Annotated in this window: 14 protein-coding genes; 10 read left to right on the plus strand and 4 right to left on the minus strand. The window is 72.8% G+C overall.

The annotated features are described in order from the left end of the window. The first annotated feature begins 112 nt into the window (after nt 1-112). Together AB0B35_RS40855 and AB0B35_RS40860 are read left to right on the plus strand one after the other, a co-directional pair. On the plus strand, nt 113-1,252 hold the full coding sequence (locus AB0B35_RS40855; RefSeq protein WP_361056913.1) for a histidine kinase: 1,140 nt from the start codon (nt 113-115) through the stop codon (nt 1,250-1,252). After that, complete coding sequence (locus tag AB0B35_RS40860) at nt 1,249-1,899, plus strand: response regulator transcription factor (protein WP_360536651.1); 651 nt, start codon at nt 1,249-1,251, stop codon at nt 1,897-1,899. Before AB0B35_RS40855 ends, AB0B35_RS40860 begins: the two co-directional genes overlap by 4 nt. An 87-nt stretch (nt 1,900-1,986) precedes the next feature. Here the strand turns inward: AB0B35_RS40860 and AB0B35_RS40865 are convergent, their stop codons facing one another. After that, complete coding sequence (locus AB0B35_RS40865; protein WP_360536649.1) at nt 1,987-2,727, minus strand: SDR family NAD(P)-dependent oxidoreductase; 741 nt, start codon at nt 2,725-2,727, stop codon at nt 1,987-1,989. Nucleotides 2,728-2,776: 49 nt separating this feature from the next. Between AB0B35_RS40865 and AB0B35_RS40870 the strand changes: the two genes are divergently transcribed. Together AB0B35_RS40870 and AB0B35_RS40875 are read left to right on the plus strand one after the other, a co-directional pair. Further along, nucleotides 2,777-3,697 (plus strand): AraC family transcriptional regulator, encoded by a 921-nt coding sequence (locus tag AB0B35_RS40870; RefSeq protein WP_360536647.1) that lies wholly within the window; start codon nt 2,777-2,779, stop codon nt 3,695-3,697. 97 nt (nt 3,698-3,794) lie between these two features. After that, entirely contained in the window at nt 3,795-4,457 is a 663-nt protein-coding gene (locus tag AB0B35_RS40875; protein WP_360536645.1) for a hypothetical protein, read from the plus strand. A 61-nt stretch (nt 4,458-4,518) separates the two neighbouring features. Here the strand turns inward: AB0B35_RS40875 and AB0B35_RS40880 are convergent, their stop codons facing one another. Both AB0B35_RS40880 and AB0B35_RS40885 read right to left on the minus strand, forming a co-directional pair. Beyond that, nucleotides 4,519-5,310: a hypothetical protein gene (locus AB0B35_RS40880; RefSeq protein WP_361056916.1), complete on the minus strand. Its 792-nt coding sequence runs from the start codon at nt 5,308-5,310 to the stop codon at nt 4,519-4,521. Between the two features lie 62 nt (nt 5,311-5,372). Beyond that, a complete protein-coding gene (locus AB0B35_RS40885) occupies nt 5,373-5,804 on the minus strand; it encodes an SRPBCC family protein (protein ID WP_361056919.1) in 432 nt (143 codons plus the stop codon). Between the two features lie 23 nt (nt 5,805-5,827). On the opposite strand from AB0B35_RS40885, the gene AB0B35_RS40890 reads away from it, so the two are divergent. After that, complete coding sequence (locus tag AB0B35_RS40890; RefSeq protein ID WP_361056922.1) at nt 5,828-6,418, plus strand: TetR/AcrR family transcriptional regulator; 591 nt, start codon at nt 5,828-5,830, stop codon at nt 6,416-6,418. A gap of 4 nt (nt 6,419-6,422) precedes the next feature. Here AB0B35_RS40890 and AB0B35_RS40895 read toward each other — a convergent pair whose 3' ends face one another. Next, nucleotides 6,423-7,109, minus strand: coding sequence for a hypothetical protein (locus AB0B35_RS40895; RefSeq protein ID WP_361056925.1), 687 nt, complete (start codon nt 7,107-7,109; stop codon nt 6,423-6,425). A 216-nt stretch (nt 7,110-7,325) separates the two neighbouring features. Here AB0B35_RS40895 and AB0B35_RS40900 point away from each other — a divergent pair, with 216 nt between their 5' ends. From AB0B35_RS40900 to AB0B35_RS40920, 5 genes are all read left to right on the plus strand, one after another. Then, on the plus strand, nt 7,326-9,803 hold the full coding sequence (locus tag AB0B35_RS40900) for a beta-L-arabinofuranosidase domain-containing protein (RefSeq protein WP_361056928.1): 2,478 nt from the start codon (nt 7,326-7,328) through the stop codon (nt 9,801-9,803). 103 nt (nt 9,804-9,906) lie between these two features. Next, nucleotides 9,907-10,704: a hypothetical protein gene (locus AB0B35_RS40905; protein ID WP_361056931.1), complete on the plus strand. Its 798-nt coding sequence runs from the start codon at nt 9,907-9,909 to the stop codon at nt 10,702-10,704. Nucleotides 10,705-10,771: 67 nt separating this feature from the next. Further along, nucleotides 10,772-11,425, plus strand: coding sequence for a hypothetical protein (locus AB0B35_RS40910; RefSeq protein ID WP_360536631.1), 654 nt, complete (start codon nt 10,772-10,774; stop codon nt 11,423-11,425). Between the two features lie 95 nt (nt 11,426-11,520). Further along, a complete protein-coding gene (locus tag AB0B35_RS40915) occupies nt 11,521-12,690 on the plus strand; it encodes an MFS transporter (protein WP_360536629.1) in 1,170 nt (389 codons plus the stop codon). Nucleotides 12,691-12,742: 52 nt separating this feature from the next. Beyond that, nucleotides 12,743-13,327, plus strand: coding sequence for a DinB family protein (locus tag AB0B35_RS40920; RefSeq protein WP_360536627.1), 585 nt, complete (start codon nt 12,743-12,745; stop codon nt 13,325-13,327). The last annotated feature ends 144 nt before the right edge of the window (nt 13,328-13,471 follow it).

Raw genomic sequence — 13,471 nt, forward strand, 5'->3', positions numbered from 1 at the left:
TTCGCCGACGGGCGTCCCACGCCCCTCGCGGCAGTGATCTCGCCTCCCTCCCGCGAGGGGTTTCGGAGCCGCAGCCTGCCCGCGCCGCAACGGATCCGGCAGGATGGCCGCCATGGCCACCACCCCCGCCAGACGCTTTGCGATCACCGATGTCGGGCCGGCCTTCGGACTGTCACTGCTGTCCGTCCTGGCCGGACTGTTCCTGCCCGTCGGCCCGCCCTACCGGCCCGCCGACGCGGTCGGCCTCGCGCTGGGCGCGCTCGCCCCGCTGGCGCTGCTGTGGCGTCGCCGTGCGCCGCTGACCGTGCTCGCCGTCGCGGGCGCGTTCGTGCCGCTCACCGCGGCACTCGGGTATGCGGTCACCACCGTGCAGTGGGCGGCGTGGATCGCGCTGTTCACCTGCTTCTCGCACAGCGAGCAGTGGCCGCGGCGCATCGCGGCGGTCGCGCTTGCCGGCCTGTCGGTCGGCGGGTTCGCGGTGGCCGACGGCGGCACGGTCGGCACCCTGGACTACTTCGGCATCGCCATGTGCTTCGTCATCGCCACGGTCGCCGGTGACGCCGCGCGTAGCCGCCGGATCGCCGCCGAGGCCGAGCGGCAGCGAACGCTCGCCGCGGCCCGCGAGCAGGCCGACGCCGCCGACCGGATCCTCGCCCAGGAGCGCAGCCGCCTCGCCGGGGAACTGCACGACGCCCTCGGGCACGCCGTCAACGTGATGGTCATGCAGGCCGGGGTCGGCCGGCGGGTGTTCGCCGACAACCCCGAGTTCGCCGCGCAGGCCCTCGGGCACATCGAGACCGTCGGCCGCGACGCGCTCGGTGAACTGGACCGGCTGCTGCGCGTGCTGCACCCCGACCGCGACGGCGAACCCGCCGCCGCACCGGCCCTGACCGGCCTCGCCGAGCTGGCGGGCCGGGTCCGGGCGGCCGGGCGCGAGCTGGTGCTCAGCCCTGCGGAGGTGTCGCTGTCACCGAGCGGCGAGCGGGCGCTGTTCCGCATCGCCCAGGAGGCCGTCACCAACGCGCTGCGGCACACCGCCAGCGGACGGATCACCGTCGAACTCGGACAGACCGCCGACACCGTGGTGCTGGAGGTCGTCAACGAGACACCGCCGCTGCCCGCACCGACCCCGGGCCGGGGCCTGGTCAACATGCGTGAACGAGCCAGGCTGGAAGGCGGCGTGTTCGAGGCGGGACCGGTCGACGGCGGTTTCCGGGTGCGGGCCGCGCTGCCGGTGGCGGTGCGGCCGTGATCCGGGTCCTGCTCGCCGACGACGACGCGCTGGTACGGGGCGGGTTGCGGGCGCTACTGGCCGCCGAGCCCGGAATCGCCGTGGTCGGCGAGGCCGTCGACGGCTGCGACGCGGTCGCCGCCGCGCGGGCGTTACGGCCCGACGTGGTGGTGATGGACATCCGGATGCCGGTGCGGGACGGCACCTCGGCCGGCCGGGAGATCGTGTCCTGGCCGCCGCCGCGGCCCCGGGTGCTGGTGCTCACCACGTTTGACCACGACGAGGTCGTGGACGACGCGATCGCCGCCGGGGTGGACGGCTTCCTGCTGAAGCGGGCCACGCCCGAGCAGCTGGTGGCCGGGATCCGTACGGTCGCGGCCGGGGACGCGCTGGTCGCCCCGGCCGTCACTCGTCGCCTGCTGCAGGCCGCCGCCCGGGGCGGGCCCGGCGACCCGGTAGCCGTCGCGGCGGCCCGGCTCACCGACCGGGAGGCGGAGGTGCTGCGGGCCCTGGCCGCCGGCAAGTCGAACGCCGAGATCGCCCAGGCCATGTACATCTCGCTGGAGACCGTGAAGACCCACGTCAAAAGCCTGCTGGGCAAGGTCGGCGCCCGCGACCGCACCCAGGCCGTGGTCTGGGCGTACCGGACCGGGTTCACTGGCCGCTGAGATCCGGTTCCGGGTGTACGGCACCCGGCGCCGACGGGGACCTCTACGGGCACGCCGGCACCGGAACACCACGGCCGGTGAACCCGGTCAGGAGTCGCGCAGCATCGCGTCGGCGACCCCCGGCGCGACCCGGCGGATCACCCGGAACGGCCGGGCCTTGCCGACCGCGATCACCGGCACCCGGCGGGCGATGCCGTGCAGGATCTGCCGCGCGGCCTGCTCGGCGGGCAGCGCCCCGTCATTGCGCCCTTCCGTCATCGGCGTGGCGACCAGCGGCATCAGCGCCTCCTGCACGGTCACCCCGGCGTCGGCGTCGTCCCACTGGTAGCGCAGCGCTCGCAGGAACACGCCCAGCCCGGCCTTGCTCGCGCAGTACACGGGCGCGGTCTTCTTCGGGGAGTAGGCCAGGGCGGAGGTGAGGGCGGTGAACACGCCCTGCGAGCGGCGCAGGTGCGACCAGGCCGCCCCGGCCAGCACGATCGGTCCGACGAGGTTGGTGTGCGCCTCGGCGAGCACGGCCGCGCTGTCGGCGGGGGTCCAGTCGCCGGTGAACGACTGCCGGTGCTGCACGGCGGCGTTGGCGACGACGACGTCGAGTCCGCCCAGCGCGGCGGCGGCGTCGGCGACGAGCGCGGCGGTGCGGCCGGGATCGGCCAGGTCGGCGACCCAGCCGGTGACGCCCGGGTGCCGGGTCGCCGCGGCGAGCCGGTCGGGGTCGCGGCCGCACGTGGCGACGAGCGCGCCCTGTTCGGCGAGCAGGCTGACCAGGTGCGCGCCGATGCCGCTGGTGCCGCCGGTGACCAGGACGCGTCTGCGGTGAAAACTCATGCGGCAAGCGTGGCCGGGGACCGGGCCGGGGCGCTTGTACGATTCCGCCATGCAGGTCCGGGTTCCCGCGCACGAGCGCACCGTGCACCCGGGCCTGGCGCGGGCGGCGCTGCTCGGGATACGCCGCCACGGACCCGGCCGGGCCGGCGACGCGGTGGCACGCCTGCTCGCGGCGGCGGAGCCGGTGCCGGAGCACCTGCATCACGCGCTGCTGGCGGAACTGACCGGCCACGGCTGGCAGGCGCTGCGCGGCGCGGCCGAGCACCTGCTGGACCGCCCGCGCCGCGGCGAGATTGCGGAACTGATCGAGCGCGGCTCGCTGCCCGAACTGGCCGCGCGGCTGGCCGAGCTGCAGTTGGGGTATCACGTCGGCCACACCACCGACCTGCGGCTCGACCCGGGACGCCTGACCGTCACGCACCGGGCCTTGCTGGGCCGTGCGCCGAACCCGGCCGAGAGCCTGTTCATGGTCGCGATCCATGACGTGCTGGTGGCGGCGTGCACAGGTCGGCGACCGGTGGTGAGCGTGCGGTTCGCGGACGGCAGTGCGCTGTCCGGCGACAGCCCGGGGGAGCGGAGCCTGACCGGGCGAGGCCGGGTCGACGGCTGGACGCTCGATCTTGCGACAGCGCAGGGGGCCGCCGGGTCGCCGGCGGCCGCCGTACGCGACCTGATCGCCGCGGACCCGGCGCGGCGGTGGCGGCTGGACGCGGCGGCGGCGCGTGCGGGCTGCTCGACGCGGACCCTGCAGCGAACCCTTGCCGAGCAGGGCACAGGCTTCCGGGCACTGCTGACCGCCACCCGGCTGGGCCTCGCCCGGGGCCTGGTCCAGCGCACCGATCTGGGGCTCGCCGAGATCGCGGCCGCCTGCGGGTTCACCGACCACGCGCACCTGACCCGGTGCTTCGCCGCCCGGCATGGCCGGCCACCGTCGGCCGTCCGTGGCCACGGCGACGAGCACGGAGAGTAATCGGAACGTGCCCGTAGGTCTACTGCTCGACGCCTCCGGACCACAGTGCGGGCCGATTCCTTGGCGGCAGGCCCTCTGAGCTGGCAACCTTGCCGCCGTGCAGGCAGAGCAGCTGGCCGACTTCACCTGGGCCTTCGACGTCGTACACCCGGACCCCGACCGGCGGCGCGCCGCGATCGAGCGGGAGAGGGGCTACCAGGACGACTGGGCCCGCCTGCACTCGTGGTCGCGCATCGTGCGCCCCCGCTCAGGCGAGACCGGCGATCCGCGCCTTCTCGCCGAGCACGACCAGACCGAGGCCGCCAAGCGCGACGTGCACGCCCGGATGTTCGCCGCCCCGGTCTGGCACTACCTGAACGCGCCGACACCCGAGGAGCGCGCGCCGTTCGCCCGGTTCGCGGTGCTCTACCTGCGCTGGGAGACCGACTACCCGCAGGAGTGGGCCGAGCACGCCCGCAGCTGGGCGGCCAAGCGGCACCTGCTGCGCACCCTCGCCGCCGACGGCCCGACCGTGGAGACCCACGGCGAGCTGCTCGGACTGGTCGCCTCCGCGATCGGCCGCGAGCACCGCTGCGAGGACCTCGGCTACCTCAAGATCGCCCGCACGCTGCACGGGCCCTCCGTGCGCATGATCATCGAGTCGGCCGAGCGGAGCCTCGACGGACTGGTCCGGCTGCGGGCCGGCTACCTGCGCTGGGCCCTGGACAACCCGGCGGCCCCGGTCACCCCCGCCTCGTGGCGGCGCTGGCTGCGCGCCTGATCGCACCCTGCGCCGCCGGCGGGGCGGTTCGGCCGCGAGCACCCGGAGCAGAAGTGCGGGCTCAGCGCGCGGGCGCGGCCGTCGGCCGGACGGTGTGCCGCAAGCGCAGCCAGGCCAGCTGCCCGGCCACCGTCACGGTCAGCGCCAGGCCGAACGCGACCGCGACACCCCACCGGTCGACCAGCACGGCGACGACGAAGCAGAACACCGCGAAGCCGACCAGCCCTGTCAGCACGCCGCGCAGGGTGCGCACCGCCTCCGCCGAACCGTGCCCGGCCAGCACGAAGGCCGCGACGACGCTGGTGGCGATCGGGAACGGGGCCAGCACCCCGGTCATCTGCGGCCCGAGCGCGCTGGACAGCGTGGTCACCAGCACCACCAGGCTCGCGGTCGCGGCGGCCCGGCCGGGCAGGTCCCACCACGGCCACTCGCTCAACGGGCGTACGCCGGTCGCGGCCGCCACCGGCGGCAGTGCACGGGAGGCGGCGGCGATCCCGGCGAGGGTCACCGGCATGCCCCACCAGGCGGGCAGGCTCACCTGCGCCACGGCCAGGTCCGCGACCAGGCAGGCGGCCCATGCCGTGGCCAGCGCGCCGGCCCAGCGCATACGTCGCGAGCACCAGGCGAACACGACCGCGAACAGCGCGAGCGTCACCAGGCCCAGCAGCGAGGACGACGCAGCGGCGGCCCCGAGGGCCGTGCCATGCTCCAGGCAGGTGATCAGCAGGATCGGCCCCGCCACGATCGGCAGGGTGACCAGGACGCCCGTCACCTGTGCGCCCCACCGCCGCCCGGCCAGCGACGAGCCGACGACCAGCGCGGGAGCAAGCAGGAGTTTCAGCAGCAGGATCACCGGCACAATGTAGACGTCCGGGTCCGAGCGACCGGTCCGGATGATCTTCTCGGCGCGCCGGTTCAGGATGCGGCGTGCAGGCGCTGCGCCGTGTCGCGGAAGCCGCGGTTCTCGGTGCGTACGGCGCGGCGCAGCAGCGAGCCCAGCAGAGCCCAGAACAGCCCCGCGCCCCGGCCGCGCACCTCGATGCCCAGCGTGTTGCGGCAGCCCTCGCCGACCGGCTCGACCAGGTGCGAGCCGATCATGGTCAGGCCCAGGAGGGTGGTCTGCCAGGTGAACCCGCGACCCTCGTCGTATGCGGTGACGGTCCACACGGCCTCGGCCTGGCCCGGCTGCTTGATGCGGGCCTGGCTGCCGACCCGCAGCGGCCCTTCGTCCAGGCGTTTGACCCGGGTCATCGTCGGCGTGGTGGCGGGCCACTGCTCGACGTCGGCGGTCAGCGCCCAGACCACATCCGCCGGCGCGTCGATCACGAGTGCGTCTTCCCATCGCATCACGCCAATGTACCATCTGGTACATGATCGTCAGTGCGAGCTCCCGGGAGCTGCTGGACCGCGTGGTCGCGTACGCGGCGGCCGAGGGCATCACCGGCCGCAGCCTGCGCGAGATCGCCACCGGGGTCGGCACCAGCCACCGCATGCTGCTCTACCACTTCGGCTCCCGGGAGGGCCTGCTCGCGGCCGTCGTCGGCCTCATCGAGCAGCGGCAGCGCGACCTGCTGGGGGAGCTGGCCGACCGGGTTGCTGACAGCGGACCCCCGGCTGAGGGCACCAAGGCCGGGGAACTCATGCTGCTGCTCTGGGCGCGGGTGTCCGACCCGGACCTGCGGCCGTTCGTGCGGCTGTTCTTCGAGGTCGTCGGCGTGGCCGTGCACGACGCGCCCGGCACCGGCGGCTTCCTGCCGAACCTGACCGGGCCGTGGCTCGACGAGAGCGAGGCGGTGGCGCGACGGCTCGGCCTGCCCGTGGACCGAGACGAGCTGCGGCTGGGTGTGGCCACCTGCCGGGGCCTGCTACTGGAACTGCTGGCAGGCGCGGACCCGCAGGCGACCGATAACTCCTACCGGCTGTTCGTGCGGATGTGGGAGCGCAGCCTCACCGGGCCGTGAGGGATCACCACTGCTGCCAGCGGTGGCGCTGCCGCCAGGTGTCGCGGCCGGCCAGGAAGTCCTGCAGGAAACGGACGGCTTCGGTGACGTCGGTGGTGCTGGTGTGCAGGTGCGCGCCTTCCGCGCCCTCGCGGAACTCCAGTGCGTACGTCCCCGGCGCGACGCCCGCCGACGGGCCGTGACCGACCTGGGCCCACCAGCCGTCGGCCCTGTCCAGCACCGTATGGAAGTCCGCCGGGCTCAGCCGCCGCACGGTCCGGTCGAGCCGTGCGTCGTCCGGGTCGGGCACGTCGGGCAGCCCGGCAGCGGTCAGGGTGAAGGCGGGGGCATACCCGGCAGCGTTGGGATTGAGGACGTGGTAGCCGGGCTCAAAGCAGACCAGCCCGTGTGCGGCGGCGAGTTCGAGCACCGCCCCGCCGACTTCGTCGGCCCGCGACCAGACGCAGGACACCGCCAGGATCGCGTCATCCGGGTCGGGCGTCATGCTCCAGACGCCGCGATCGTCGACGTCGTCCGGGTCGAGGTCCTCCAGCGCGGGGAAGCGGTCGAGCAGCGCGGCCCGCAGCGCGGGCACGGCCGGATGCGCCCGGAACACGCCCGGTTCGCCGTCGTCCCACCGCTTCAGCTTCGACAGCGCCACGTCGGCGGTGATCGGCTCGGACTCGTGCCAGAGATAGAGATCGAAACTCATGTGCTGCTTACCGGTTCCGCTCAGGTGTTCGAAGCGCTCATCCTAGGGCCGGTACCTGCGCCGCCCGGTCGGGGCCGAGGTGGCGATCGGAGTTTCGAAACTTTTCGGCAGTAAGGGTAATTGCCCGGACATCTTGCCGAAATGGTTTTCGTAGGACATCGTCGATGCGCTGGACACGTCGCTCTCACCGCCCCGGTCCCTGAGAAAGGCGAATCGATGTCCGCACTGTCCCGCCGTACCGTGCTGCGCGCAGGCGCCGTCGGCGCCGCGGCCGCGGCTGTCGCCGGCAGCCTGCCCGCCGCGCCCGCCCACGCCGCCCGCACCGACATCGGCGTATCCGTCTACCCGTTCCCGCTCGGCGCGGTCACCCTGCTGTCCGGCCCGTTCCTGGCCAACACCGGGCGCACCCAGAGCTACCTGAGCTTCCTCGACGCCGACCGCCTGCTGCACACGTTCCGCCTCAACTACGGGCTGTCGTCCTCGGCCACTGCGTGCGGCGGCTGGGAGTCGCCCACCACCGAACTGCGCGGGCACTCCATGGGCCACGTGCTCACCGGCCTGGCCCAGGCCTACGCCAGCACCGGCACCACCAGTTTCAAGACCAAGGGCGACTACCTCGTCGCGCAGCTGGCGATCTGCCAGGCCCGCGCGACCACGGCCGGCTACAACACCGGATACCTGTCGGCGTACCCGGAGAGCTTCATCGACCGGGTCGAGGCCCGCCAGTCGGTGTGGGCGCCCTACTACACCCTCCACAAGATCATGGCCGGGCTGCTGGACATGCACCTGCTCGCGGGCAACGCGCAGGCGCTGACCGTGCTCACCGCCATGGCGTCGTGGGTGAAGTTCCGCAACGACCGGCTCACCCAGACCCAGCGGCAGAACATGCTCGACACCGAGTTCGGCGGCATGAACGAGGTGCTGACCAACCTCTACCAGCTCACCGAGAACGCCAACCACCTCACCGCCGCGCAGCACTTCGACCACGCGGAGGTCTTCGACCCGCTCGCCGCCAACACCGACGCGCTGAACAACTACCACGCCAACACGCAGATCCCGAAGGTCATCGGCGCGATCCGGGAATACCACGCCACCGGCACGACGCGTTACCTCGACATCGCCCGCAACTTCTGGGACATCGTGACCAGCCGGCACACCTACGCCATCGGCGGCAACTCCAACGGCGAGTACTTCAAGGCCCCCAACCGCATAGCCAGCGAGCTGTCCGACAGCACCGCCGAGTGCTGCAACACCTACAACATGCTCAAACTGTCCCGGCAGCTGTTCTTCACCAACCCGGCCCGCGCCGACTACATGGACTACTACGAGAAGGCGCTCTACAACCACCTGCTCGCCGCGCAGGACCCGAACTCCTCGCACGGCTTCCACAGCTACTACATCCCGCTGCGGGCCGGCGGCATCAAGACCTACAGCAACGACTACAACAACTTCACCTGCTGCCACGGCACCGGCATGGAGACCAACACCAAGCTCGGCGACAGCATCTACTTCCACTCCGGCGACGACCTCTACGTCAACCTGTTCATCGCCTCGCAGCTGAACTGGGCCGCCAAGGGGATCACGGTACGGCAGGACACCACGTTCCCGGAGGCGCCGTCCAGCAAGCTGACCGTCACGGCCGGGTCGGGCACGTTCGCGTTGCGGGTGCGGGTGCCCGCGTGGGCCACCGGCGCGACCATCCGCGTCAACGGCACCCTGCAGAGCGGCGTGACCCCCGGGTCGTACGCGGTGATCACCCGCACCTGGGCGACCGGCGACGTCGTCGACGTCGCGCTGCCGATGGCGCTCGTGCGCGAGGCCACCCCGGACAGCGCCACCACCCAGGCAGTAAAGTACGGCCCGATCGTGCTGGCCGGCGCGTACGGCAGCACCAACCTGTCCGCCCTGCCCACCCTCACCGCGTCGTCGATCACGGCCACGTCGACGCCGCTGCAGTTCACCGCGACCGCCTCCACCGGCACGGTGACCCTGCTGCCGTTCTACAAGATGCACGGCCAGCGCTACACCGTGTACTGGAACGTCACCACCACCAACCCGCTGCCCGCGTTCGTCGCGCACTACCTGTTCAACGAGACCTCGGGCACGTCCGCGGCCGATGCCACGGGCAACGGCAAGACCGCGACCCTGGCCGGGGGAGCGACCTGGGTCGCCGGGCGCACCGGCAACGCGGTCAACCTCAGCGGCAGCTCGCAGTACGTGTCGCTGCCCTCGGGCATCCTCGCCGGGGCGAGCGCGTTCAGCATCGCGACGTGGGTGCGCCTGGACGCGGTGACGAACTGGGCGCGGCTGTTCGACTTCGGCACCGGCACGTCCGCGAACATGTTCCTGGTACCCAGCAGCAGCTCCGGCACGGCCCGGTTCGCCATCACGACGTCGGGCTCCGGCGGCGAGCAGCGCATCAACGCCCCGTCCGCGCTGCCCACGGGTGTGTGGACGCACGTCGCGGTGACCGTCGGCGGCGGCGTCGGCATCCTTTACGTCAACGGGGCCGAGGTGGCCCGCAACTCGGCGATGACGCTCACCCCGGCGTCGCTGGGCAGCACCACCAACAACTGGATCGGCCGCTCGCAGTACAGCGACCCGTACCTCGACGGCGCGGTGGACTCGTTCCGCGTCTACAGCCGGGTGCTGACCGCGTCCGAGGTCAGCGGCTTCCACGCGTCGGGCCTGTGATCCGGGCGGGCCGGGGGAGACGGCGCTCCCTCGGCCCGCGCCCGCTGTGTCCTCACCTGCGGCGATGAAGATCTGTCAGCCGTGCGACGTAACGTGGTGTCCTATGCGGACCCCCTCTCTCCGCGACGGCCACGCGCCGAGCAGCTCACCACCGCACCATGCCGGCGGACACCCACTCGCGCCGCAGGCGCGGCCCGTCCACCTGTGCGGGACCTGGCTCGCCATCCGGACCACCGACCAGGCGGCGGTGCTGGCCGCGCTCGACCTGTCCGACCCGGAGCCGGTCACCATGCGCCAGGGCGAGGCCGCGTGGAACCGCGACCACCACTCGCGGACTCTCGCCTCCGGCGACCACCGCTCGCACGGGCGGGTCTACGTGAGCCCGGTGATCGACGGCTGGACCCTGGTCTTCGGCACGTCACCCGACCTCGCCCACACCGACCCGGACGACCGCCGCGCCTGGGCGGGCCGCGTGCAGGCACTGTGCGCGCGGCTCAGCGCCCGGTTCGGCGCGGCACACCTCTACGGGATGAGCTGCGGCGACTCGTGGACCATGTGGTGCCTGGCCGAGGACGGCACGGTGCGGCGCTACTACGAGGTCGAGACGGGGGAGCGCCTCGGTGAACACCCCGCCGAGGACGGCTACCGCCTGCCCGACGACGACGAAGGGCTGCCTGCCGACGCGTACGACGGGATCGACCCGGCCGACCTCGAAGCCGTCATGGCGCGGCGGACCGAGCTGTACGAACGGCTCGCGCTGCCCGAGGTGTGCTACGCCACGGAGATCGCGGCACAGACCTCTGTCGACCCGAGCACGTTCGGCCCGTCCACAGCGCTGTCCGGGCACGCCGTGCTCGCGCTGACCGCCTGCGGGCGCGAACACGGCACCTCGCCCGCATGAACGGCGACACTCCGAGGCCGTGCGGCAGACTGGGCGACCCGCCCCCGCACGTGTACCGTCTCCGCCCGTGATCACGTCCGACGAGGTGTTGGCGCAGCTCGACCGCGCCGCGAAAGGGTTCGACTTCCCGGACCCCGAGCACGGCTACTACTACGCGATCGACGGCCGCCTGCACGCGTTCCGCGACGAGCAGCGCTGGGCGCTGGTGATCGAACTCGTCGGCTACAATCCGCGCGCCGGCAACGTCATCGACCTGCTGCACTGCTTCGGCAACTGCCTCACCGAGGGCGGGCCCGGCTACGGCCACGGCGACTTCCTGGCCCGCGTGGACAACATGCACCAGCTCGAAGACCACGCGCACAGCACGCGGCTGCGCGGCGGCCACCCGTCGGTCGTGGTCCGCGGACAGGCCCTCGACGTCGACGGGACCGAGGGCGAGCCGCTGTGGGACGTGTTCCGCCGGCTCGTGCCCGAGCACCGGGACCTGCTGCTGGCCGACGACGACGAGCTGCGCCACCGGCTGCCCGCCGACCTGCCCCGGATCATGGTGCTGGAGCAGTGGTGGCACCGCGACCCGGACCGCCACGACCAGCTGCCCAGCCAGACCGAGACGTTCCAGCAGCTGGCAGCGGTGCTCGCCACCGGCGACGTGCACGCCTACCGGCCGACGCATGCGCCGAACACGCACTGGTCGTTCTGGCCGGAGTCCGGCTGGCTCTGACCGCCGTTCCGGCCACCGGCGTCGTCCGGTCATCCGACGATTCGACCGGTGATCTCGATTGCGCATTTGTTCACCGGCGATACAAAATGCGGCACGTGATCCGCAAACCCGGCCCGTGGCCGTCGCTCCTGCTGCTCAGCGCCGCCGTCTTCATCTCGGTGACCACCGAACTCACGCCGACCGGCCTGCTGCTCGGCATGAGCCGCGACCTCGCGGTGTCGGAGTCCCAGCTGGGCCTGCTGGTCACCGGGTACGCGCTGATGGTGGCGCTGTTCGCGGCCCCGCTGGGCACGCTGACCGCCCGGATGCCGCGCAAGACGCTGCTGGTCGCCTCGCTGGCGGCGTACACGGCCAGCAACGCGGTCATGGTGGTCGCCCCGAACTACCCGGTGGCGTTCGGCGCGCGGCTGCTCGGCGGGATCACGCACGGCCTGTTCTGGGCGGTGGTCACCGGGTTCGCGGCGCGGCTGGTCACCCCCGACCGGATCGGGCGGGCGGTCACCGTCGTCTCGTCGGGCGGCAGCATGGCGGTCCTGATCGGCCTGCCCGCCGGGACCAGCCTCGGCACCGCCGTCGGCTGGCGGGCCACCTTCGCCGGGCTGACCGCCGTGGCGGTGGTGCTGACGCTGCTGGCATGGTGGCTGCTGCCCGAGGTGCCCGGCAGCAGCGCCGCGGTGCGCGCCCGGATGCTCGACGTGCTGCGCGTGCCCAACTTCGCGCCGATCGTCGCCATGACCGCGGTGACCATGCTCGGCACGTACATGATGATCACGTACACCGCGCCGCTGCTGCAGCGCGCCGGGATCAGCGAGGACGGCATCGCGCCGGTGCTGCTGGCCAACGGGCTGGCCGGCACGCTGATGCTGCCGGTCGCCGGGTGGGTCGCCGACCGGCGGCTGCGGACCGGCATCGTCGCGGCGGTCGGCGTGCTGCTCGGCGGTCTGGTGCTGCTCTGGCTGAACGGCACCGCGGCGTGGGCGGCGGTGACGGCGGTGATCGTGTTCGGATTCGGCATGGGCCTGCTGCCGATCTTCATGCAGGCGGCCACGCTGCTGGTCGCGCCCGACCACACCGAGCAGGCCTCCGGCATCAACGCCAGCGCGTACAACGTCGGGGTCGCCGCCGGGGCGCTCACCGGCGCGTTCGCACTGGACGCGTGGGGGCTGGCGGCGATCCCGCCGATCGGCGCGCTGCTGGTCGCCACCGGCATGGCGCTCTACCTTTCCGGCACCGCCCCCGCCAGAGCCCAGCCGGAAGGGACGTGACCGCCGTCGTCGCGGGTCAACAGCGTGTCCGAATCTTGTTAGCATCCCGCGGGTGAAGAACACCCTGAAGGCGTACCTGCAGGAGGGGCGCGACGCGCTGCTCTGGAAGCTCAGCGGGCTCGGCGAGTACGACATCCGCCGCCCGCTCACCCCGACCGCGACCAACCTGCTCGGGCTGGTGAAACACACCGCCGCCGTCGAGTCGGAGTACCTGGGCCTGGTGTTCGGCCGGCCGTTCCCGGAGCCGATTCCGTACCTCGCCGCCGACGCCGAGGCCAACGCCGACATGTGGGCCACCGCCGAGGAGACCCGCGAACACCACATCGAGCTGTACCGGCGCGTCTGGGCGCACTCCGACGCCACGATCGACGCGCTCGACCTCGACGCGCCGGGCACGGTGCCGTGGTGGCGGCCCGGCAACCGCGAGGTGACGCTGCACCAGATCCTGATCCACGTGATCGCCGAGACCCACCGGCACGCCGGGCAGGCCGACATCGTCCGAGAGTCGGTCGACGGTGCCGCGGGCCTGTCCGAAGGCGGTTCCAACCTGCCCGAGACCGATCCGCAGTGGTGGGCCGCCTACCGCGAGCGAGTCGAGCGCGCCGCGCTCACTCACCGGGACGAGACCGGGTCCTGAGTCGCCGGGGCGACTGCGGCAGCCACGGGATTCGGTCGCATCCGTGTCCTCGAACCGGCACCGGGGGCGCGAGCAGTCGCGCTTCGCGGTTCGACCAGCTGCGCGAGGTCGCCACCGACATCCAGGGTCCGGAGGAGTCGTGAT

The organism is Catellatospora sp. NPDC049133, assembly GCF_040648455.1.
Taxonomy (GTDB): Bacteria; Actinomycetota; Actinomycetes; order Mycobacteriales; family Micromonosporaceae; genus Catellatospora; species Catellatospora aurea.

Excerpts from the sequence above, each read along its gene's own strand:
- AB0B35_RS40855 (WP_361056913.1), top strand. The coding sequence starts at position 113 with ATGGCCACCACCCCCGCCAGACGCTTTGCGATCACCGATGTCGGGCCG.
- AB0B35_RS40865 (WP_360536649.1), bottom strand. The coding sequence starts at position 2,727 with ATGAGTTTTCACCGCAGACGCGTCCTGGTCACCGGCGGCACCAGCGGC.
- AB0B35_RS40870 (WP_360536647.1), top strand. The coding sequence starts at position 2,777 with ATGCAGGTCCGGGTTCCCGCGCACGAGCGCACCGTGCACCCGGGCCTG.
- AB0B35_RS40885 (WP_361056919.1), bottom strand. The coding sequence starts at position 5,804 with ATGCGATGGGAAGACGCACTCGTGATCGACGCGCCGGCGGATGTGGTC.
- AB0B35_RS40890 (WP_361056922.1), top strand. The coding sequence starts at position 5,828 with ATGATCGTCAGTGCGAGCTCCCGGGAGCTGCTGGACCGCGTGGTCGCG.
- AB0B35_RS40895 (WP_361056925.1), bottom strand. The coding sequence starts at position 7,109 with ATGAGTTTCGATCTCTATCTCTGGCACGAGTCCGAGCCGATCACCGCC.
- AB0B35_RS40900 (WP_361056928.1), top strand. The coding sequence starts at position 7,326 with ATGTCCGCACTGTCCCGCCGTACCGTGCTGCGCGCAGGCGCCGTCGGC.
- AB0B35_RS40905 (WP_361056931.1), top strand. The coding sequence starts at position 9,907 with ATGCGGACCCCCTCTCTCCGCGACGGCCACGCGCCGAGCAGCTCACCA.